The following is a 19,831-nucleotide window of genomic DNA, read 5'->3' on the forward strand; positions in this document are numbered from 1 at the left end:
CGCTCAGCTCACCGCCGGGCCGGGGCTCCGCTTGTGGCGGGCACCTCGGCCTGATCCGCGTCGGGATCGTCCACGAAGTCCGCTGCGGTGTAGCGCGATACTACCGGCGCGTCGGGCACCCACTCGCGCCCCGGCCGGTACACGCCGACCTCGACGCCCGGGTGGCGCCGTCGCGACCAGACGATGACCGCGATGCCGACGAGGATCGCGAGGAACGCGCCCCAGATGTTCACGCGGAGCCCGAAGTAGACGGTGGTCGGGTCGATGCGGATGGCCTCGAACACGCTGCGGCCGATGCCGTACCAGATCAGGTAGAGCCCGAGCGCGCGGCCCCAGCGGAGCGCGACGCGGCGCTCGATCACGAGGATCAGGATCGCGCCGGCGAAGTTCCAGATCAACTCGTAGAGGAACGTCGGGTGGAACAGCGTCCCGGGGGCGAGGCCGGCCGGGAACGAGGCGTTGTCGGACGGGACCTGCAGGCCCCACGGCAGCGTGGTGGGGAGCCCGTAGAGCTCGGTGTTGAACCAGTTGCCGAGCCGACCGAGCCCCTGCGCGAAGAGCATGCCCGGCGCGACCGCGTCCGCGAACGAGAGGAACCGCACGCCGGTCCAGCGGCTGGCGATCCAGGCGCCGACGGCGCCGCCGACGATCGCGCCGAAGATCGCGTTGCCGCCGTTCCAGATCGCGATCGCGTTGCCCCACGTCGTGATGTCGGTCAGCGGGTGGGCGGGCCCGAAGTAGTCGCCGATGTGCGTGAGCACGTGCCACGCCCGCGCGCCGATGAGGGCGAGCGGCACGGCGACGATCGCGAAGTCGACCACGACGCCCGGCTGGCCGCCGCGCTGCGTGAGCCGGCGGGACGTGAGCACGACGGCGACGATGATGCCGGCGAGGATGCACAGCGCGTAGCTGTGGATCGTGAAGATGCCGATCGAGAACGACGCCCAGGACGCCGGCGGGCTCGGGATGGACGCCGTGATCACGGCGCAGACGATACCGGGCGCCGGGGACGCCGCCGATCGCCGCGGCCGGATCGTGACCGGCGGGAGGCGCCCCTATCCGTGGACGACGGGGCGCTTGCCCTCGGCGAGCTCGTCGGCCGCGTCGGCGAGGGCGGACAGGCCCTGCCCGAGCGCCGTGACGAGGCGGCTGCCGACGATCGCGCCGTCCGCGTACGTGAGGACCTCCGCCACCTGCGCGCCCGTCGAGATGCCGATGCCGACCGCGAGGGGCCGCTCCGTCACCGCGCGGAGGCGCTCGACGAGCGTCCGCGCGGCGCTGTCGACGTCCGCGCGGGCCCCGGTGATGCCCATCGTCGACACGACGTAGGTGAAGCCGCGCGAGACCTCGGTGGCGGCCCGCAGGCGCGCCTCAGGCGACGTCGGGGCGGCGAGGAACACGCGGTCGAGGCCGTGCGCGTCGCTGGCGGCGACCCACTCCCCCGCCTCCTCGGGCACGAGGTCGGGCGTGATCAGCCCGGCGCCGCCCGCGGCGGCGAGGTCCGCCGCGAAGCGGTCCACGCCGTACGAGAGCACCGGGTTGTAGTACGTCATGCAGAGCGCGGGCGCCGCGGACGCCCGGGAGATCTCCCGCACGGCCTCGAACGCGTGCCGCAGGCGGAACCCGTTCTCGAGCGCGACCGTCGTCGCCGCCTGGATGGTCGGGCCGTCGATCACCGGATCCGAGTACGGGATGCCGAGCTCGAGCACGTCGACGCCGTGCTGCGTCAGCGTGATCGCGGCCTCGATGCTCGTCGCGAGATCCGGGTAGCCGATCGGGAGGTAGCCGACGAGCGGGCCGGAGCCGGCGTCGGAGGCCGCGGCGAACGCGGCCTCGACCTTCGAGGGGGTCACTCCTGGACCGCGCCGCGGTCGACGAGGTCGAACCAGCGCGCCACCGTGGTGGTGTCCTTGTCGCCGCGGCCGGAGAGGTTCACGAGGATGCTCGCGTCGGGGCCGAGCTCGCGGCCGACCTCGAGCACGCCGGCGAGCGCGTGCGCCGACTCGATCGCGGGGATGATCCCCTCCGTGCGGCTGAGGAGGCGCAGCGCGTCCATCGCGGCCGCATCGGTCACCGCGCGGTAGGTCGCGCGGCCGATGTCCGCGAGGTACGCGTGCTCGGGGCCGACGCCCGGGTAGTCGAGCCCGGCGGAGATCGAGTGGGACTCGACCGTCTGGCCGTCCTCGTCCTGCAGCACGTAGCTCCGCGCGCCGTGCAGCACGCCGGGGCGGCCGACGGAGATCGTCGCGGCGGTGCGCGGGGTGTCCGCGCCGTCGCCGCCCGCCTCGAAGCCCCACAGCGCGACGCCGGGGTCGTCGAGGAACGCGGTGAAGATGCCGATCGCGTTCGACCCGCCGCCCACGCACGCCGCGACCGCATCGGGGAGCGACCCGGTGCGCTCGAGCAGCTGCGCCCGCGCCTCGTCGCCGATGATCCGCTGGAGGTCGCGCACCATCGCCGGGAAGGGGTGCGGGCCGGCCGCGGTGCCGAAGATGTACGTCGTCGTGGCGACGTTCGTCACCCAGTCGCGCATCGCCTCGTTGATCGCGTCCTTCAGGGTGCGCGAGCCGGAGGTGACCGGGATCACCTCGGCGCCGAGGAGGCGCATGCGGGCGACGTTGAGCGCCTGCCGGTCCGTGTCGACCTCGCCCATGTAGATCGTGCAGTCGAGGCCGAACAGGGCCGCGGCGGTCGCGGTCGCGACGCCGTGCTGCCCCGCCCCGGTCTCCGCGATGACCCGCTTCTTGCCGATCTTCCGCGTGAGCAGCGCCTGCCCGAGCACGTTGTTGATCTTGTGCGAGCCCGTGTGGTTCAGGTCCTCGCGCTTCAGGAACACGCGGGCGCCGCCGGCGTGCGCGGCGAACCGCGGCACCTCGGTCAGCGGTGAGGGCCGACCGGTGTAGTCGCGGTGGAGGGCCGCGAGCTCCTCCTGGAACGACGGGTCGACGCGGAGCGCCTCCCAGGCCGTCGAGAGCTCGTCGAGCGCCGCGACGAGCGGCTCCGGCACCCAGCGGCCGCCGTACGCGCCGAAGTAGGGGCCGGGCCCGGACGGGCTCGTCGCGACAGCCGTGTCGGTCATGCGTGGGCCTCCCTGAAGGCTCGGATCAGCTCGGCGGGGTCGCCCGTGACGAGGGCCTCCCCCACCAGCACCACGTCGGCGCCCGCCGCGCGGTACGCGGCCACGTCGTCCGGGGTGCGGACCGCGGACTCGGCGACCTTGACGACGCCCTCGGGGATCCGGTGGGCGACGCGGCCGAACAGGTCGCGGTCGAGCTCGAAGGTGTCGAGGTCGCGCGCGTTCACGCCGACGAGGCGGGCGCCCGCCGCGAGCGCGCGCTCGACCTCCTGCTCGTCGTGCGTCTCGACGAGCGCGGTCATCCGGAGATCGGTGACGAGGGCGTGCAGCGTGCGGAGCTCCTCGTCGGTCAGCGCCGCGACGATCAGCAGCACGAGGTCGGCGCCCGCGGCGCGCGCCTCGAGCACCTGGTAGGCGGAGGAGACGAAGTCCTTCCGCAGGACGGGCACGTCGACGGCGGCGCGGACGGCCTCCAGGTCGGCGAGCGAGCCGTGGAAGCGCCGCTCCTCCGTCAGCACGCTGATCGCGCTCGCGCCGGCGGCCGCGTAGGCGGCCGCGAGCCCGGCCGGGTCGGCGATGGGCGCGATGGCGCCACGGGAGGGGCTGGCGCGCTTCACCTCGGCGATCACCTTGACGGCGTCCGGTTCCGCGGCGAGCGCCGCGAGGGCGTCGATCGGCGGGGCGGCCGCGAGCGCCGCCCGCTCGACGTCGAGGAGCGGGCGCGATGCCTCACGGGTCCTGGCGTCCTCCGCCGATCCCGCCGTCAGCTCCCGGAGGAGCCCCCTGAGGGTCGGCGCGCCGTCGGTGCTGGTCAGTGCGAGCCCCCGGACCGGTGGCCGCCGACGCCGAGGCCCACGGCCTTCAGCACGCCGCCGACGATGAGCCCGATCGGGACGAGCGCGGCGCCCAGCCAGACGAGCGGGATGACGTCCAGGAAGAGGAACGCCGTCGCGATGGCGATGCCGATCAGCATGATGACCACGGCGGTCCAGGCCGCCGGCGAGGATCCGTGGCCGGGCTCGTCGCTGATGTTCGTCATGGTCCCGGATCCTACCGGTCCGGGTCGGCCGGGTCGCCCGCGTCCGTGGGGTCGGCGCCCCGCGAGAGCGCGTCCCACTCGGAGATCGGATCGGTCGAGGCGACCACCGCGGCGTCCGACCGGAACCGGCGGCCGCCGGTGCTCCAGCGGGCGCCGCGGACGAGCACGACGAGCCCGAGGAGGACGGCGAGCGCGCCCGCCACGACCCCGAGCACCGGCCAGGCCGTGCCGGCACGCGCCAGGACGAACGGCGCCACGTCGGTCACGCCGATCGCCGAGACCACCGCGTCCTTCGTGCCCGCCGCGTCGTCCAGCACGTTCGGGAGCGCGGAGGCGACGACGCCGGCCCCGATCAGCACGAGGACCGCCCCGAGGACGACCCGGGCGGCCCGGCCGGCGATCGTCAGCGCGATGCCGAGCGCGAGCGCCACGATGCCGAGCGGCGCGAGCGCGGGCGCGGCGGCGCTGCCCGCCACGACGACCGGCGCGCGGGCGCCGGCCAGGGTGGCGGTCGCGAAGGTCTGCGTGGAGGCGAGGACGGCGAGCGCGCCCGCGAGGAGGATCCCGAGGACGACCACGAGCCGCTCGCGCGCGGCCGTCACGACGAGCCGACCTGCCGCATGGCCGCGGCGACGGCGACGGCCTTGAGCGGCGCGGTCGCCTTGTTCCAGCTCTCCGCCCACTCGAGCTCCGGCACCGAGTCGGCCACGAGGCCGCCGCCCGCCTGGACCCGCGCGACGCCGTCGGCGATCACCGCGGTGCGGATCGCGATCGCGAGGTCGAGGTCGCCGGCGAAGTCGAAGTAGCCGACGACCCCGCCGTACACGCCGCGGCGGGCGGGCTCGAGCGCGTCGATGATCTCGAGCGCGCGCGGCTTCGGCGCGCCCGAGAGCGTCCCGGCCGGGAACGTCGCGCGGAGGACGTCGACGGGGCCGACGCCGGGCCCCGACTCCCCCTCGACGCTGGAGGTGATGTGCATGATGTGGCTGAACCGCTCGATGCGCATGAACTCGGTGACCTCGACGGTGCCGGGCACGCACACCTTCGCGAGGTCGTTCCGCGCGAGGTCGACGAGCATGAGGTGCTCGGCGCGCTCCTTCTCGTCGACGCGGAGCTCCGCCGCGAACGCCTCGTCGGCCTCCGGCGTCGCACCGCGCGGCCGGGAGCCGGCGATCGGGTGGCTGAAGACGCGGCCGTCCTCGACCTTGACGAGCGCCTCCGGCGAGGAGCCGACCACCGCGACGGGCGACCCGTCCGGGCGCTCGTGCGCGATGAGGTACATGTACGGCGAGGGGTTGAGCTGCCGCAGGACCCGGTAGACGTCGAGCGGGCTCGCCGACGTCGGCAGGTCGAAGCGCTGCGCGATCACGACCTGGAAGACGTCCCCGTCGCGGATGTGCTCCTTCGCCGTCACCACCGACGCGAGGTAGTCCTCGCGCGGCGTGCGCGGCGTCGGCTCGGGCGCGAGGTCGAAGTCGACCTCGGCGAGGGAGGCCTCCGTGGGCGCGGCCAGCCGGCGCTCGAGCGCGTCGAGCCGCCGCTGGGCGTCGGCCCACGCCGCGTCGACGGGCTCGGGGGCGGCGTCGTCGTTCAGCACGGTGACGATCAGCGAGACCGTGCCCTTGAGGTGGTCGATCGCGACGACCTCCGAGGCGAACACCATCCCGAGCTCCGGCACGGCGTAGTCGGACGGCGGCGCGTCGGGCAGGTGCTCGAGGATGCGCACCGCGTCCCAGCCGATGTAGCCGACGAGCCCGCCGGTGAGCGGCGGCAGGCCGGGCACCCGCGGCGACGCCCAGTGGGAGTGGAGGTCGTCGAGCGCCTCCAGGTAGTCGCCGGTGATGCCGCCGCTGCCGAAGGCGCGCGAGGCGGGCAGCCCCCAGTCCTGCCAGACCGGGTGGCCCTTCTGCTCCGTGAGGGCGCCGAACGCGGCGACGCCGATGAAGGAGTAGCGGGACCAGATGCCGCCCTGCTCCGCGGACTCGAGGAGGAAGGCACCGGGGCGCATCCGCCCGCCCGCGCGCACCGCGAGCTTGCGGAAGATCCCGAGGGGCGTCTCGCTGTCCGCGAAGAGCACCCGCGCGACCGGCACGACCCGGCGGCCGGGCAGCAGGGACTCGAAGGCCTCGCGGGTGGTGGTGCCGGGCATGCCGCTCATGCGGGCGCTCCCGTCGTGTCGTCGAGGGTGTGGGCGTGGACGGGGTGCGTGTCGAAGCAGGCGTGGGCGCCGGTGTGGCAGGCCGGGCCGACCTGGTCGACGGTGACGAGCAGCGCGTCGGCGTCGCAGTCGAGCGCGGCGCCGCGCACGTACTGGACGTGACCGGAGGTGTCGCCCTTGCGCCAGTACTCCCGACGGGAGCGCGACCAGAACACGACGCGGCCCTCCGTGAGCGTGCGGCGCAGCGCCTCCCGGTCCATCCACCCGACCATGAGGACCTGCCGGGTGGACTCCTCCTGGATCACCGCGGCGAGCAGGCCCGTGTCGTCGAACCGGGCGAGGGCGAGCGCCTCGTCCGTGTCGAGCACCGTCCCATCGGTCATCGACCCGCCTCCTGCCGCACGGTGACGCCCGCGTCGGCGAGCGCCGCCTTCACCTCGCCGATCGTGAGCACGCCGCGGTGGAAGACGCTCGCCGCGAGCACCGCGTCGGCCCCCGCCTCGACGGCCGGGGCGAAGTGCTCGACGCCGCCGGCGCCGCCCGAGGCGATGACGGGCACGCTGCTCACCGCGCGCACCGCCTCGATGAGGCGGAGGTCGTAGCCCGCCTTCGTGCCGTCCGCGTCGATCGAGTTGAGCAGCAGCTCACCCGCGCCGAGCGCGATGGCCCGCTCGGTCCACTCGAGCGCGTCGATGCCGGTGTCGGTGCGGCCGCCGTGGGTCGTGACGACCCAGCCGGACGGCGTGAGCGGATCGTGCTGCACGTCGAGGCTGAGCACGCAGACCTGGGCGCCGAACCGGTCCGCGATCTCCGCGATGAGCTCGGGGCGGGCGATCGCCGCCGAGTTGACGCCGATCTTGTCCGCGCCGGAGCGCAGCAGCGCGTCGACGTCCGCGACGCTCCGCACGCCGCCGCCGACGGTGAGCGGCACGAAGACCTGCTCGGCCGTGCGGCGGACGGTGTCGAGGAGCGTGCCCCGCGCCTCCACGGTCGCGGTGACGTCGAGGAAGGTGATCTCGTCCGCGCCGGCCGCCGCGTACCGGGCGGCGAGCTCGACGGGGTCGCCGGCGTCCTCCAGGCCCTGGAAGCGCACGCCCTTGACGACGCGGCCGGCGGCGACGTCGAGGCACGGGATGACGCGGGTCGCCAGCGCCATCAGAGCCTCGCGGCGTGGATCGGCGTGACGAAGATCGCCCGGGCGCCGAGCGCGTACAGGCGGTCCATGATCAGGTTCATCTCGGTCCGCTTCACGAGCACGCGCACCGCCGCCCACTGCGGGTCGTGCAGCGGCGTGACCGTCGGCGACTCGTAGCCGGGCGCGAGCGCCGCGGCCTCGTCGAGCAGGTCGCGCGGGATGTCGTAGTCGACCATCACCCAGCGGCGGGCGACGAGCACGCCGTTGAGGCGGCGCTCGAGCACGTCCATCCCGTCGGCGCGCGCCGCGCCGGAGATGAGGACGGCCGTCGACTCGAGGATGACGGGGCCGAAGATCTCGAGGCCCTGCGCCTTCAGCGTCGTGCCCGTCTCCACGACGTCGGCGACGGCGTCAGCGACGCCGAGGCGGACCGCGGTCTCCACGGCGCCGTCGAGGTGGACGAGGGTCGTGTCGACGCCCTCCCGCTCGAGGAACGCGCCGACGAGCCCGGTGTAGCTCGTCGCGACGCGCAGACCGCGGAGGTCCTCGAGGCTCGAGAAGCGACCGGCCGGGCCCGCGAACCGGAACGTCGAGGACGCGAAGTCGAGCGCCGCGACCTCGACCGCGGCCGAGCCGGAGTCGAGCAGCAGGTCCCGACCCGTGATCCCGACATCGAGCGCGCCGGACCCGACGTACGTCGCGATGTCGCGGGGCCGGAGGTAGAAGAACTCCGCGTCGTTGCGCGGGTCGGAGACCGTGAGCTCCTTGGGGTCACGGCGGAGGCGGTAGCCGGCCTCGCCGAGCATCTGCGCGGCGGTCTCGGCGAGCGCGCCCTTGTTGGGCACGGCGATTCTCAGCATCTGGATTCCTGTCGAGGGTGTCGGGCGGGGTCTCGTCAGAGATGTCGCCAGACGTCCTCGAGCGTCATGCCCTTCGCGAGCAGGAGGACCTGCACGTGGTACAGCAGCTGCGACGCCTCCTCCGCGAGGCGCTCGTCGCTCTCGAACTCGGCGGCCATCCAGACCTCGGCCGCCTCCTCCACGATCTTCTTGCCGATGCCGTGGACGCCGGAGTCGAGCTCCGCCACCGTCCGCGACCCGGCCGGGCGCTCGACCGCCTTCGCCGACAGCTCGGCGAACAGCCCCTCGAACGTCTTCACGCCAGCCAGGGTATCGGGCGCCCGCTGGTCCCCGGATCCCGATCGTCCGCCCGGGTCCTGGCCGCGCGACGTCGGTTCCGGCACATCCGGTCGGTTCCGGCACATCCGGTCGGTTCCGGCAGCAGGATGTGCCCGGATGCGCTGCCGGAGCCGACCGACGCTGTCGGAACCGACCAGCGCGCGGCGGACCGGCACGGATCCGGAGCGACTTCGCCTGTCGCCCGAGCGGCGGCCAGGTCGCGGGTCAGGCGCGGGAGGCGAGGGCGCGGAGGCGCTGGACGGCCGCGTCCGGGTCGTCCTGGCCGAAGACCGCGCTGCCCGCCACGAACGTGTCCGCACCCGCCGCGGCGGCGGCGGCGATCGTGTCCGCGCCGATGCCGCCGTCGACCTGCAGCCAGACGTCGCGGTCGCCGATCGCGGATCGCACCTCGCGGACCTTCGCCGTCAGCTCGGCCATGAAGGACTGCCCGCCGAACCCGGGCTCGACCGTCATCACGAGGACCTGGTCGAACTCGTCGATCGCCGCGAGGAACGGCGCCGCGTCGGTCGTCGGCTTCAGCGCGATGCCCGCACGGGCACCGGCCGCGCGGATCGCCCGCGCGGTCGCGATGGGCGAGGTCGCCGCCTCCGCGTGGAAGGTCACGGTGTGGGCGCCGGCCTCCGCGTAGCCCGGCGCCCAGCGGTCCGGGTCGTCGATCATCAGGTGCACGTCGAGCGGCAGCGCGCTCACCTGCGCGAGCCGCCGCACCATCGGCAGGCCGAACGTGAGGTTCGGCACGAAGTGCCCGTCCATCACGTCGCAGTGCACGAGGTCCGCGGAGGGGATCCGCGCGATCTCGCTCGCGAAGGACGCGAAGTCGGCGGACAGGATGCTCGGCTCGATGCGGACGGCCACCGGAGGACCCTACGGGACGCTCGGAGCACGCCGCTCGGACGCCTCTACGCTGAACCGACCGGAGGCGCGGATGGCGGGCAGCAGCATCGTGCGGGGCGACCCGCGCGCGTGGGCGGACGCCGTCCGTGCGGTGCAGCAGGGCGCGGACGCCGACGAGACCGCGGACGCGCTGCTCGCCCTCCTGCGCGACCGCGAGCTGCTCGGCCTGCTCGACGGCGACGCGCCCGGGTGGCTGCTGCCGTTCATCCCCGTCCTGCAGCCGCGCCGGCCCTTCACCGCCGGGGCGATCCCGCGGCTCGGCATGCCCGGCCTCCGCTTCACCGACGGCGCGCGCGGCGTCGTGCTCGGTCGCGCCACGGCGTTCCCCGTCGCGATCGCGCGCGCGGCCGCCTGGGACCCCGGGCTCGAGGAGCGCGTCGGCGTCGCGATCGGGCTGGAGGCGCGGGCGAGCGGCGCGAACTACGCCGCCTCGGTGTGCGTGAACCTGCTGCGGCACCCGGCGTGGGGCCGCGCGCAGGAGTGCTACGGCGAGGACCCGGTGCTCACGGGCGTGCTCGGGTCCGCGGCGGTCCGGGGCCTCCGTCGCAACGTGATGGCGTGCGTGAAGCACTTCGCCCTGAACTCGATGGAGGACGCGCGGTTCGAGGTCGACGTCGTCGTCGACGAGCACGCGCTCCACGAGGTGTACCTGCCGCAGTTCCGCGCGACGATCGACGCGGGCGCGGACTCCCTGATGACCTCCTACAACCGCATCCGCGGCCTGCACGCCGACGTGAACGCGCCGCTGCTCACCGGCGTGCTGCGGGAGGAGTGGGGGTTCCGCGGCTTCACCACGAGCGACTGGGTGTTCGGCACCCATGCCGCCGTCGGCAGCCTCGCCGCCGGCCTCGACGTGGAGATGCCGCTGCGGCTCGTCCGGGCCCGGCGCCTGGCGAGCGCGGCGCGGTCGGGCCGGCTGAAGCGCTCACTGGCGGAGGAGGCCGGCCGCCGGATCCTCCGCACCTCGCTGCTGCACGCCGCGCAGCGCGACCCGGCGGAGCCCGCCGGGGCCGTCGTCGCGTCGCCCGCGCACCGCGCGCTCGCGAAGGAGGCGGCGGTCGCCGCGGCCGTGCTGCTGCGCAACGAGCCGGTCGACGGCCGGCCGCTGCTGCCGCTCGACGGAGGTCTCGGATCCGTGGCCGTGATCGGCGCGGCGGCGGCCCGCCCGAACCTCGGGGACCACGGCTCGTCCCGGGTGCGGCCGCCCACGGCGGACACGCCGCTCGACGCCCTCCGCGCCGCGCTCCCGGCCGCGGAGGTGCGGTGGGAAGCCGGCCGCGACCGCGCGGCGGCCGCCGCGCTCGCGCGGGACGCGGACGCAGCGGTGGTCGTCGTCGGCTACGACCAGGACGACGAGGGCGAGTCCGTCGTGACCGGCCGCGTCGACCCCGGCGTGCTCGGGAGCGTGTTCCGGCGCGGGCCGCTCCGCACGGTCGTCACCGGGGTCGCGCACCTGGCCGAGCGCTTCGTGCGCGGCGGGGACCGGGTCCGGCTCACCCTCCGCCCGCACGACGAGGCGCTCGTGCGCGCCGTGGCGGCGGCGAACCCCCGCACCGTCGTCGTGCTGATCGGCGGCAGCGCGATCCTGACCGAGTCGTGGCGGCAGCGCGTGCCCGCGGTCCTCCTCGCCTGGTACGGCGGGATGGCCGGCGGCGCCGCGATCGCGGACGTGCTCACCGGCGCGGCCGAACCGGGCGGGCGCCTGCCGTTCGCGGTCCCGACCGACGCCGCGCACCTCCCGCCGTTCCAGCGGCTCGCACGCCGGGTCGTCTACGACGACCGGTGGGGCCAGCGCCGGCTCGACGCGGACGGCCACCGCGCCGCGTACCCGTTCGGCTGGGGGCTCGGCTACACGGACTTCGCCCTGACGTGCGAGGGGCACCGCTTCGACGACGGGGGCGGCGAGGCGCGGGTCCGCGTGGAGAACACCGGCTCCCGGCCGGGGTCGACGGTCGTGCAGGTCTTCGCGGCGGACGCGTCCCGCGAGCGGCCCGTCGGGCAGCTGCTCGGCTTCGCGAAGGTGCGGCTCGCACCCGGTGCGTCGGCGACCGTGCCCGTCGCCCTCGACGCCCGGCCGACGCTCGAGCGCGACCCGGACACGCGCACCTGGGGCCCGCGGCCCGGCGACTGGCGGGTGCTCGCGGCGCAGCACGCGCCGTCGGACTGGGGCGGGGCGGTCCCGCTCCGCTGATCCGGCTGCGCGGATCCGCAGAGATCGGCCGACACGCCGCGTTCCGCTCCCCCGCCGCGGCGTGTCGCCGAGGACCTGCGGATCCGCGAGACGGGCGCGACGGGTCAGACGCGGAGCGCGCGGTCCTCCGCGGCTAGGCCCTGCACCTCCACGGCGAGCTCCTCGCCCTCGCGCACGACGGCGCGGACGAGCCGGTGCGCCTCCCATCCGGCGCGGAACGGGTTGCGCTCCCGCCGCAGCCGGAGCCCGCCGCCGGAAACGCCGAAGTGCTCCCGGAGGTCGTCGAGCTGCTCCGCCCGGATGAGCGCGATCGTGCTCCCGGTCGCCGCCTCGGTGAGCCGGGCGAGCGACGTCCTGCCCGTCAGGTCCGTCGCGACGACGCGGCGCTCGCTCGCCTGGAGGATCGTGCGCTGCGCCGCCCGCGTGACGACGAGCGGCCGCTCGGGGCCGTCGAGCAGGCCGTCGAGGACGTCCCGCGCCGCCCCCGGCCGACCGGTCGCCGCCGCCGCCGCGCGCATCGCCGCAAGCCGGCCCGGCGTGCGCAGCACCTCGTCGATCTTCCAGCCGATCGTCTGCACCGTGTTGCAGCGGATCGCCGCGCCCTGCTCCATGAGGTAGTCGCCGTTGCGGACCTCCTGGCCGGGGATCGGGTTCACGAGGACCATCGGCAGCCCCGCCGCCATGCACTCGGACGCGGAGAGGCCGCCGGGCTTCCCGACGAACAGGTCCGCCTCGGCGAGCAGTCGCGGCATCGCGTCGGTGAACCCGAGCACCTCGTAGCGGTCGCCCAGCGGGGCGACGAGCTGCTCGATCCGCCGCCGCAGCTCCTCGTTGCGACCGCAGACGACGGTGATCCGGCACGGGGTGCGGATGTGCATCGTCTGGCGGACCACGGCGACGGCGTAGTCGCCGCCCGCCGCGCCGGCCGAGACGAGGATGCGCGGCGGGACCGCCGGGGCGCGGTGCAGCGCGACCTCGGCGCGGCGGATCGGGATGCCGGTCGCGACGACGCGGTCCGCCGGCAGGCCGAGCGCGGTGAGCTGCACGAGGCCCTCCTCCCGCGCCACCGAGAAGGCGTGGAACGCGCTCGTCAGCCAGAGCCCCTGGAAGTCGTAGTCGGTCGTGACGACCGCGGTGCGGGCGTCGATCCGGCCGCCGAGCAGCAGGGCGGCGACGAGCTGCGCCGGGAGGAAGTGGGTGCACACGATCGCCGTCGGCCGGAACCGGGTGATCGCGCGGATCGTCGGCAGCGCGTTCGCGCGCGTCCACGGGTCGATCGGGCCGCGGCGGCGGAACGGGCGGTCCGTGACGTCGTACCCGAACTCCACGAGCCAGGGCGCGCTGTCGACGAGGGTGAAGTACCCCTTGCCGAGCAGGTCCCGGTACAGCGCCGTGCTCGAGTCGAGGAGGTCGAGCAGCTGCACCTCTTCGACGTCGGTGCGCCCGGCCGCCGCCGCGCGGACCGCTTCGCCGGCGCTGTTGTGCCCGGCGCCGACGCCGGCGGAGAGGATCAGGACGCGATGCTCCGCCGGGGCCGCCATGCTCGGAACGCTAGGCCATGGCGGCGACCGGCCGGATGATCAGAGCAGCGACTTGGCGATCGAGTGGAGGGTGACCGCGCCGATCGCCGTGAACGGGTGCAGCGGGTCCGGGTCGGCGGAGCCGGTCGGCCCGCCCAGCTTCGAGTGGCCGGCCGCGGAGAGCAGCGCGTACGCGTCGCCCTTCGTGAAGCCGTGCTCGTCCACGAGGAACGCGAAGAGGTCCTCGTAGCCGCGGCGGATCGACTCCTGCACCGGGTCGCCGAGGCCGACGAAGACCCACTCGTCCGGCGTCTCGATCCGCGGCGCGCGCAGCCGCAGCCCCGGCACGACGTCGACGGAGACGACCGCGACGCCCTCCGCCTCGATCGCGACGAAGGAGGACTCCCCCTCCGCCATCACCGCGTGGATGTCGCCGATCGAGAGCAGCGCGCCCTCCACCGCGACGGGGAGGTACACGGTCGAGCCGGGTCGGGCCTCCGTCACGTCCATGTTCCCGCCGAGCGCGTGCGCGGGCATGACCGTCGAGTTCGTCCCCGCCTCCGGCGCGACGCCGATGCAGCCGATCATCGGCTGCGGCGCCAGCACGTGGCGGTCGGTGACGTGCACGCCGTCGGCGTCGATCGGGACGCGGCGGGTGAAGACCTCGTCGCCCATCGGGCCGGCGAGCGCACCCGTGCCGGGCAGGCTGACCGACCAGCCGCGGTCGAGCAGGCGGATCTCGTGGATCGTCACCGCGAGGGCGTCGCCCGGGTGCGCGCCCTCGACGAACACCGGCCCGGTGACGGGGTTGATCGGGGCCGAGAGGCCCGCGAGGTCCTTCGTCTCGTGCAGCTCGGCGTACACGGCCTCGTCGGTCTCGAAGGCGATCCGGTCGCCCGACCCGGCGACGACGCGGAGCACGGGCGGCACGGCCGCCGAGAAGCCCGGCCGGCCGAGCGCCTTGCCCAGGAAGTGCTCGCTCATCGTGCGCCCTCCCCCTGCACCGGCTCGTCCTCGCGGATCGACAGCTCCGGCTTCCGGCCGCGCAGGACGTTGATCCCGAACACGATCGCACCGATCGCGAGCCAGATCAGGCCGCCGATCTTCGCGTTCAGGTCCGCGTTGACGAGCACGTACCCGATGATCAGGAACCCGAGGACCGGGACGACCGCGTGCAGGAGCCGGTTCTTCGAGCGCTGCTTGACCGTGTAGTGCCAGAAGACGGACACGTGCAGCAGGCAGAAGCCGAACAGCGCACCGAAGTTCACGAGCGACGAGATCAGGCCGATCTGCCCGACGAAGAACAGCACGAGCACGATCGTCAGCGCGGTCACCACGAGCACGGCGACGAGCGGGACCTGGCGCGAGCTGATGCGCGAGAGCGCCTTCGGCAGCTGCCGGTCGCGGCTCATCGAGTAGAGCAGGCGGCTCGTCGCGGCCTGCGCCGCCATCGCGTTCGCGATGCCGACGGCGAGCACGTTGACGACGAAGAACGCGTTCTGCCAGCCGGTGCCCGCCGCGGCCTGCACGAGCGTGAAGAAGGCGTTGCCGGCCTCGCTGTCCGAGAAGGAGGCGCGCCCGCCCGCGAGGAGGCTCGCCAGCCAGGTCTGCGTGATGAAGAGCGCGGCGACGATGAAGAGGGCGATGATCATCGCCCGGCCGGCGGCGTTCTTCCGCCCCGTCGACTCCTCGGCCAGCGTCGAGATGCCGTCGAAGCCGAGGAACGAGAGCACGGCGATCGAGAGCGCGGACGCGAGCAGTGGCCCGTTCACCTCGCCCGGCGTCCAGATCGGGTCCGTGCTCCACTCGGCGCCCGGGATCGTGCCGCCGTTGATCGCGGTCACCGCGATGATGACGAAGATCGCGACGAACACGACCTCGATCGCCAGGAACACCCGGTTCGCGAGCTTCAGCGAGCTGATGCCGAGCAGGTTCACCGCGGTGTTGATCGCGACGAAGACGAGCGCCCACATCCAGCGTGCGGTGCCGGGGAAGATGCCGACCATGCTCTCCGCCGCGAAGACGTACAGCAGCGTCGGGATGAGCAGGTAGTCGAGCAGGATCGCCCAGCCCGCGAAGAAGCCGGCGGCGGGGTGGATGCCGCGGCCGACGTACGAGAACACGGAGCCGGCGAGCGGGAACGACTTCGCCATCTGCGCGTACGCGAGCGCGGTGAAGATCATCGCGACGAGGCCGATGAGGTAGACGAGCGGGACCATGCCCGCGGCGCTGTTGTAGACGGTGCCGAAGATCGCCCACGGTGCGATCGGCACCATGAAGATCAGGCCGTAGATGAGGAGGTCGACGGTCGAGACGGACCGCTTCAGCTCCTGCTTGTAGCCGAAGGACTCGAGGGTGCGCTGGTTCTCCGCGGTGGCGGACACGGATGCTCCTTGCTGGACGGGTGGTGCGCGGCGGCGGACGGGCGGTGCGGGAGGTGCGGGAGGTGCGGGATCAGGAGGGCTCGAACGCCTCGGCGTCCGCGTCGTGCTCGGCGAGGAACGCCGCGACGACGGCGCGGAACGCCTCCGGCTGCTCGAGGTGGGTGCAGTGGCTGGCGCCCGGGAAGACGTGGCTGCGCACGTCCGGGATGCGGTCGACGAAGGGCTCCCAGGTCGACGGGGTCGCCTCGTCGAACTCGCCCGCGACCACGAGGGTCGGCGCGGTGATGCCGGCGACCTCCTCGACGACCGTCCAGTCCTTCAGGGTGCCGGTCACGAAGAACTCGTTGACGCCGTTCATCGTGTGGTAGACGGTCGGCTCGGCGAGCATCTGCGCCTCGGTGTCGAGGAAGTCCTGCGGCGTCGGCTGCACCCGGCAGACGTGCCGGTCGTAGAAGACCTGCGTCGCGGCGACGTACTCGGGGTCGTCGATCGTGCCGTCCGCCTCGTGCGCGTCGAGGGCGGCGCGGACGTCCTCCGGCAGCTCGGCCCGGAGCGCGTTCGCCCCCTCGACCCAGAGCCGCATGGAGGCGGGCGAGTTGCAGATCGCGAGGGACGCGAGGCCCTCGGGGCGGGTGATCGCGATCTCGGCGCCGAGCATGCCGCCCCAGGACTGGCCGAGCACGTGGTAGCGCTCGAGGCCGAGCGCCTCGACCACGTTGCGGAACTCGTCGACGAACAGCGCCGGGGTCCAGAAGTCCTCCGGCGCATCCGGCCGGTGACTGCTGCGGCCGCAGCCGACCTGGTCGTAGTGGACGACCGTGCGGCCGGTCTCGTCGGCGAGGGCGGCGAGGTTCTTCACGTAGTCGTGCGCCATGCCGGGGCCGCCGTGCAGGACGACGAGCGGGAGCGCGCCGGGCACGGGCGCCTCGGGCTCGGTGACCTGCACCCAGGTCTCGAGGTCGCGGAAGGGGATGCGGCGGGTGGTGACGGGCACGGGCTCAGCCTGACGCAGCAAAGGTCCCGTGTGGAGACCTTTCGATGGGATTTAACGTGGTCGAAACGGACGGAGGCGCGATGACCGGATCCCTGGCCGCAGCGGCCGTCGGACCCGCGACCGGGCGCTCGCGCGTCGACGACGTGACCGACCGGCTCATCACCGCGGTCGCGGTCGGCGAGTACCTGCCCGGGTCGCGGCTGCCGCCCGAGCGCGACCTCGCCGCCTCGCTCGGCGCCGGGCGGATGACCGTCCGCGCGGCGATCGCCCGCCTCGTGGAGCGCGGGCTCCTCGAGACGCAGCGCGGGCGCGCGGGGGGCTCGTTCGTCGTCGAGCAGTGGACGCCCGCGTCCGCCGAGGCGGTCCGCCGCACGCTCGACGAGCGGTGGGAGGACCTCCGCGACCGGTGCGAGGCGATCGCCCGGCTGCACGGCGCCCTCTGCCGCGCCGCGGCGGAGCGCCGGTCCGAGCACGACGCGGGGGTGATGGCCGCGCGCCTGGAGGCCTACCGCGCGGCCGCGTCGGGACTCGCGAAGCAGCAGGCGGACAGCCGGCTGCACCTCGCGATCATCGACGCCGCGCACAACCGGACGCTCGCGCGGGTGCTCCGCGACGAGGAGGCCGCGCTGTCGATCGGCGCACCGGCGCACCTGTGGGGTCCGCCGGAGGGCATGCCGGCGATGGAGGCGCGGGCGCTCCGCGAGCACGAGGCGCTCGTCGCCGCGATCGTCGGGCGCAGCGCGGACGACGCGGAGGCGATCGCCCGGGCGCACGTCGGCATCGACCTCGAGCTGCTCGAGGCCGCGCGGCTCCGGGCGGACGGGCTCGGCGCCGGCGCCTGACGCGCCGGATCAGCCGCGCGCGCCCTGCAGCACGCGGTGCGTGAGCGGCACCCCGGGCCGGTAGGCGAGGTGGGCCGCGGAGGGCGCGTCGAGCACGTGGAGGTCCGCCGGGCCGCCCACCCGGATCGCGCCGCGATCGTCGACACCGAGCACCGCCGCACCGCCGCGCGTGGCGGCCCAGAGCGCCTCCGCGACGCTCAGCCGCTGCTGCAGCACGGCCGTCGCGACGCAGAACGCCATCGAGGTGGTGAAGCTCGACCCCGGGTTGCAGTTCGTCGCGATCGCGAGCGGGACGCCCGCGTCGGCGAGCCGGCGGGCGGGCGCGAGCGGCTCCCGGGTGCTGAGGTCGGCGGCGGGCAGGAGGACGGCGGTCACGCGGGCGCCCGCGAGGGCGTCGACGTCCGCCGCCGAGACGTGGTTGACGTGGTCGACGCTCGCGGCCCCGAGCTCCGCGGCGAGCGCGACGCCGCCGGACTCCCCCAGCTGGCCGCCGTGGACGCGGAGGCGGAGGCCCGCGGCGCGGCCGGCGAGGAGGACCTCCCTGGCCTCGTCGACCGTGAACGCGCCGGTCTCGCAGAAGACGTCGATCGCGTCGACGAGTGGGCGGACGGCGTCGAGCATCGGCCCGACCACGAGGTCGAGGTAGGCGCGGCGGTCGACGCCGGGCGGGACGAGGTGGGCGCCGAGGAAGGTGACCGAGTCCGCGACCTCCCGGCCGATGCGGGCGAGGCGGACCTCCGCATGGACGTCGAGCCCGTAGCCGGTCTTCGTCTCGAGCGTGGTCGTGCCGCCCGCGAGCGCCTCCGCCCGCAAGCGCGCCGCCGCCGCGCGGAGCTCCTCGTCGGATGCCGCGCGGGTCGCCTCGACGGTCGTCGCGATGCCACCCGCGGCGTAGGGGCGGCCGTCGAGCCGCGCGGCGAACTCCGCCGCGCGATCGCCCGCGAACACGAGGTGGGTGTGGCAGTCGACCCAGCCGGGCAGCACCGCGCGGCCGCCGAGGTCCGTCCGCACGTCGGCGGCCGGGGCGGTCGATGCGGGCCCGAGCCACGCGACGCGGCCGTCCTCGACGACGACGGCCGCGTCGGTGAGCCGCGTCGACTCGGCCGGGGTCGGGCCGTCGTGCGTCGTCAGCTCGGCGATGCCGGTCAGCAGCTCGCTCATGCGCGGTGCACCTCTCTGCCCGCCACGACCGTGGTGCGGACGTCGGACGCGGTGGCGGTCAGGACGAGCTGGGCCGGCACGGCGCCGCGGGTGCGGGGCGAGTCGGGGTCGAGCTCGACGAGGTCCGCCGGGTCGCCGACCCGGAACCGCGTCGGTGGGAGACCCAGGCTCGTCGCGCCGTGCTCGGTCGCCGCGGCGAGGAGCTCCCGCGGGGTAAAGCGGCCCCGGCGGCCGGACGCGAGCCGCTCCCCCGCCTCGAGCCCGCGCATCTCCAGCAGCGGGTCGATCACGGACTGTCCGTCGGAGCCGAGCGCGATCCGCGCGCCGGCATCCGCGAGCGCGCGGGCGGGGCCGATGCCGTCGCCGAGGTCCGCCTCGGTCGTGGGGCAGAGCGCGACCGTCGCGCCGGCGCCGCCGATCCGGGCGACGTCCTCCGGCGACAGGTGCGTGCCGTGCACGAGCGTCGTCCTCGGGCCGAGCACGCCGAGGCGGTCGAGCGCCGCGACCGGGGTCTCGCCGTGCCGGGCGAGGAAGTCGGCGGTCTCGCGGGGCTGCTCGGCGACGTGGACGTGGAGCGGGACGTCCGGCGGCAGCGCGGCGGCGATGCGCGCGATCGCGGGCAGCGGCACGGCGCGAACGGAGTGGATCGCCGCACCGATCGTCACGAGCGGGTCGTCCCCGATCGCGCTGCGGAGCGCCTGCCGGCGCGCGAGCCAGCCGTCCGCGTCGCCGTCGCCGAACCGCCGCTGCCGGGGCTCGAGCGCGCGGCCGTCGACGTCCGCGGTCAGGTAGCAGGTGTCGAGCAGCACGAGCCGGATGCCGACCTCGCGGGCCGCTGCAGCGAGCGCGAGCTCCATCGCGTGCGGCGGGTCGTAGGGGCGGCCGTCCGGCCGGTGGTGGACGTAGTGGAACTCCCCCACCGCGGTCCAGCCCGCCTCGACCATCTCGCGGAACACGGCGCTGGCGAGGTCGCCGTACGACTCCGGGGTGAGCTCGGCCGCGGCCCGGTACATCGCCTCGCGCCAGCGCCAGAAGTCGCCGCCGTCGTCGTGCGTCCGACCGCGCAGCACGCGGTGGAACGCGTGGGAGTGCGCGTTCACGAACCCGGGCACGACGAGGCGGAGGCGGCGGTCGCCCTCCTGCGGCGCCACGCCCTCCTCGACCGCGGCGATGCGCCCGTCCGCGACGACGAGCCGGACCCGCTCGCGCACCCCCTCGGGCGCGACCAACGTCTCCGC

20 protein-coding genes are annotated in these 19,831 nt (G+C 74.9%); 2 read left to right on the plus strand and 18 right to left on the minus strand.

Annotated elements, in window-relative coordinates; translation table 11 throughout:
* Nucleotides 1–8: 8 nt before the first annotated feature.
* From lgt to rpe, 12 genes are all read right to left on the minus strand, one after another.
* The gene (lgt, locus tag CLV52_RS11615) at nucleotides 9–983 is read right to left on the minus strand and encodes a prolipoprotein diacylglyceryl transferase (RefSeq protein WP_246018092.1); all 975 of its coding nucleotides are present in this window, start codon (nucleotides 981–983) and stop codon (nucleotides 9–11) included.
* Between the two features lie 72 nt (nucleotides 984–1,055).
* Nucleotides 1,056–1,853: a tryptophan synthase subunit alpha gene (gene trpA, locus CLV52_RS11620; RefSeq protein ID WP_133766489.1), complete on the minus strand. Its 798-nt coding sequence runs from the start codon at nucleotides 1,851–1,853 to the stop codon at nucleotides 1,056–1,058.
* Nucleotides 1,850–3,079: a tryptophan synthase subunit beta gene (trpB, locus tag CLV52_RS11625; RefSeq protein WP_133766490.1), complete on the minus strand. Its 1,230-nt coding sequence runs from the start codon at nucleotides 3,077–3,079 to the stop codon at nucleotides 1,850–1,852. The genes trpA and trpB overlap by 4 nt, the downstream gene beginning before the upstream one ends.
* Complete coding sequence (trpC, locus tag CLV52_RS11630) at nucleotides 3,076–3,891, minus strand: indole-3-glycerol phosphate synthase TrpC (RefSeq protein WP_133766810.1); 816 nt, start codon at nucleotides 3,889–3,891, stop codon at nucleotides 3,076–3,078. Before trpC ends, trpB begins: the two co-directional genes overlap by 4 nt.
* Nucleotides 3,888–4,115: an HGxxPAAW family protein gene (locus tag CLV52_RS11635; protein ID WP_133766491.1), complete on the minus strand. Its 228-nt coding sequence runs from the start codon at nucleotides 4,113–4,115 to the stop codon at nucleotides 3,888–3,890. The genes trpC and CLV52_RS11635 overlap by 4 nt, the downstream gene beginning before the upstream one ends.
* An 11-nt stretch (nucleotides 4,116–4,126) precedes the next feature.
* Nucleotides 4,127–4,717, minus strand: coding sequence for a Trp biosynthesis-associated membrane protein (locus CLV52_RS11640; RefSeq protein WP_162850827.1), 591 nt, complete (start codon nucleotides 4,715–4,717; stop codon nucleotides 4,127–4,129).
* Entirely contained in the window at nucleotides 4,714–6,264 is a 1,551-nt protein-coding gene (locus tag CLV52_RS11645; RefSeq protein WP_133766811.1) for an anthranilate synthase component I, read from the minus strand. Before CLV52_RS11645 ends, CLV52_RS11640 begins: the two co-directional genes overlap by 4 nt.
* Nucleotides 6,265–6,269: 5 nt before the next feature.
* Nucleotides 6,270–6,656: a phosphoribosyl-AMP cyclohydrolase gene (hisI, locus tag CLV52_RS11650; protein WP_133766493.1), complete on the minus strand. Its 387-nt coding sequence runs from the start codon at nucleotides 6,654–6,656 to the stop codon at nucleotides 6,270–6,272.
* Nucleotides 6,653–7,429, minus strand: a complete 777-nt coding sequence (hisF, locus tag CLV52_RS11655; protein WP_133766494.1) for an imidazole glycerol phosphate synthase subunit HisF — start codon at nucleotides 7,427–7,429, stop codon at nucleotides 6,653–6,655. The genes hisI and hisF overlap by 4 nt, the downstream gene beginning before the upstream one ends.
* Nucleotides 7,429–8,268, minus strand: a complete 840-nt coding sequence (hisG, locus tag CLV52_RS11660; protein ID WP_133766495.1) for an ATP phosphoribosyltransferase — start codon at nucleotides 8,266–8,268, stop codon at nucleotides 7,429–7,431. The genes hisF and hisG overlap by 1 nt, the downstream gene beginning before the upstream one ends.
* A 35-nt stretch (nucleotides 8,269–8,303) precedes the next feature.
* Nucleotides 8,304–8,567: a phosphoribosyl-ATP diphosphatase gene (locus CLV52_RS11665; protein WP_133766496.1), complete on the minus strand. Its 264-nt coding sequence runs from the start codon at nucleotides 8,565–8,567 to the stop codon at nucleotides 8,304–8,306.
* A 244-nt stretch (nucleotides 8,568–8,811) separates the two neighbouring features.
* Nucleotides 8,812–9,462 carry a ribulose-phosphate 3-epimerase gene (gene rpe, locus CLV52_RS11670; protein WP_133766497.1) on the minus strand — a complete coding sequence of 217 codons (651 nt, stop codon included), beginning with the start codon at nucleotides 9,460–9,462 and terminating at the stop codon, nucleotides 8,812–8,814.
* A gap of 70 nt (nucleotides 9,463–9,532) precedes the next feature.
* Between rpe and CLV52_RS11675 the strand changes: the two genes are divergently transcribed.
* A complete protein-coding gene (locus CLV52_RS11675; RefSeq protein WP_133766498.1) occupies nucleotides 9,533–11,692 on the plus strand; it encodes a beta-glucosidase family protein in 2,160 nt (719 codons plus the stop codon).
* 104 nt (nucleotides 11,693–11,796) lie between these two features.
* On the opposite strand, the gene CLV52_RS11680 is transcribed toward CLV52_RS11675, so the two are convergent.
* The 4 genes from CLV52_RS11680 to CLV52_RS11695 form a co-directional block, all read right to left on the minus strand.
* The gene (locus CLV52_RS11680; protein ID WP_133766499.1) at nucleotides 11,797–13,233 is read right to left on the minus strand and encodes an MGDG synthase family glycosyltransferase; all 1,437 of its coding nucleotides are present in this window, start codon (nucleotides 13,231–13,233) and stop codon (nucleotides 11,797–11,799) included.
* 39 nt (nucleotides 13,234–13,272) lie between these two features.
* On the minus strand, nucleotides 13,273–14,196 hold the full coding sequence (locus tag CLV52_RS11685) for an acetamidase/formamidase family protein (protein ID WP_133766500.1): 924 nt from the start codon (nucleotides 14,194–14,196) through the stop codon (nucleotides 13,273–13,275).
* Entirely contained in the window at nucleotides 14,193–15,596 is a 1,404-nt protein-coding gene (locus CLV52_RS11690) for an APC family permease (RefSeq protein WP_133766501.1), read from the minus strand. The genes CLV52_RS11685 and CLV52_RS11690 overlap by 4 nt, the downstream gene beginning before the upstream one ends.
* 70 nt (nucleotides 15,597–15,666) lie before the next feature.
* Complete coding sequence (locus CLV52_RS11695; RefSeq protein WP_133766502.1) at nucleotides 15,667–16,590, minus strand: proline iminopeptidase-family hydrolase; 924 nt, start codon at nucleotides 16,588–16,590, stop codon at nucleotides 15,667–15,669.
* Between the two features lie 80 nt (nucleotides 16,591–16,670).
* Here CLV52_RS11695 and CLV52_RS11700 point away from each other — a divergent pair, with 80 nt between their 5' ends.
* Nucleotides 16,671–17,432 carry a FadR/GntR family transcriptional regulator gene (locus CLV52_RS11700; RefSeq protein WP_133766503.1) on the plus strand — a complete coding sequence of 254 codons (762 nt, stop codon included), beginning with the start codon at nucleotides 16,671–16,673 and terminating at the stop codon, nucleotides 17,430–17,432.
* A 9-nt stretch (nucleotides 17,433–17,441) separates the two neighbouring features.
* Here the strand turns inward: CLV52_RS11700 and hutI are convergent, their stop codons facing one another.
* Together hutI and CLV52_RS11710 are read right to left on the minus strand one after the other, a co-directional pair.
* A complete protein-coding gene (gene hutI, locus CLV52_RS11705; RefSeq protein WP_133766504.1) occupies nucleotides 17,442–18,593 on the minus strand; it encodes an imidazolonepropionase in 1,152 nt (383 codons plus the stop codon).
* Complete coding sequence (locus CLV52_RS11710; RefSeq protein ID WP_246018093.1) at nucleotides 18,590–19,822, minus strand: formimidoylglutamate deiminase; 1,233 nt, start codon at nucleotides 19,820–19,822, stop codon at nucleotides 18,590–18,592. The genes hutI and CLV52_RS11710 overlap by 4 nt, the downstream gene beginning before the upstream one ends.
* Between the last annotated feature and the right edge of the window lie 9 nt (nucleotides 19,823–19,831).

The sequence above is a fragment of the Amnibacterium kyonggiense genome (genome assembly GCF_004364555.1).
In the GTDB taxonomy this organism is placed as follows: Bacteria; Actinomycetota; Actinomycetes; order Actinomycetales; family Microbacteriaceae; genus Amnibacterium; species Amnibacterium kyonggiense.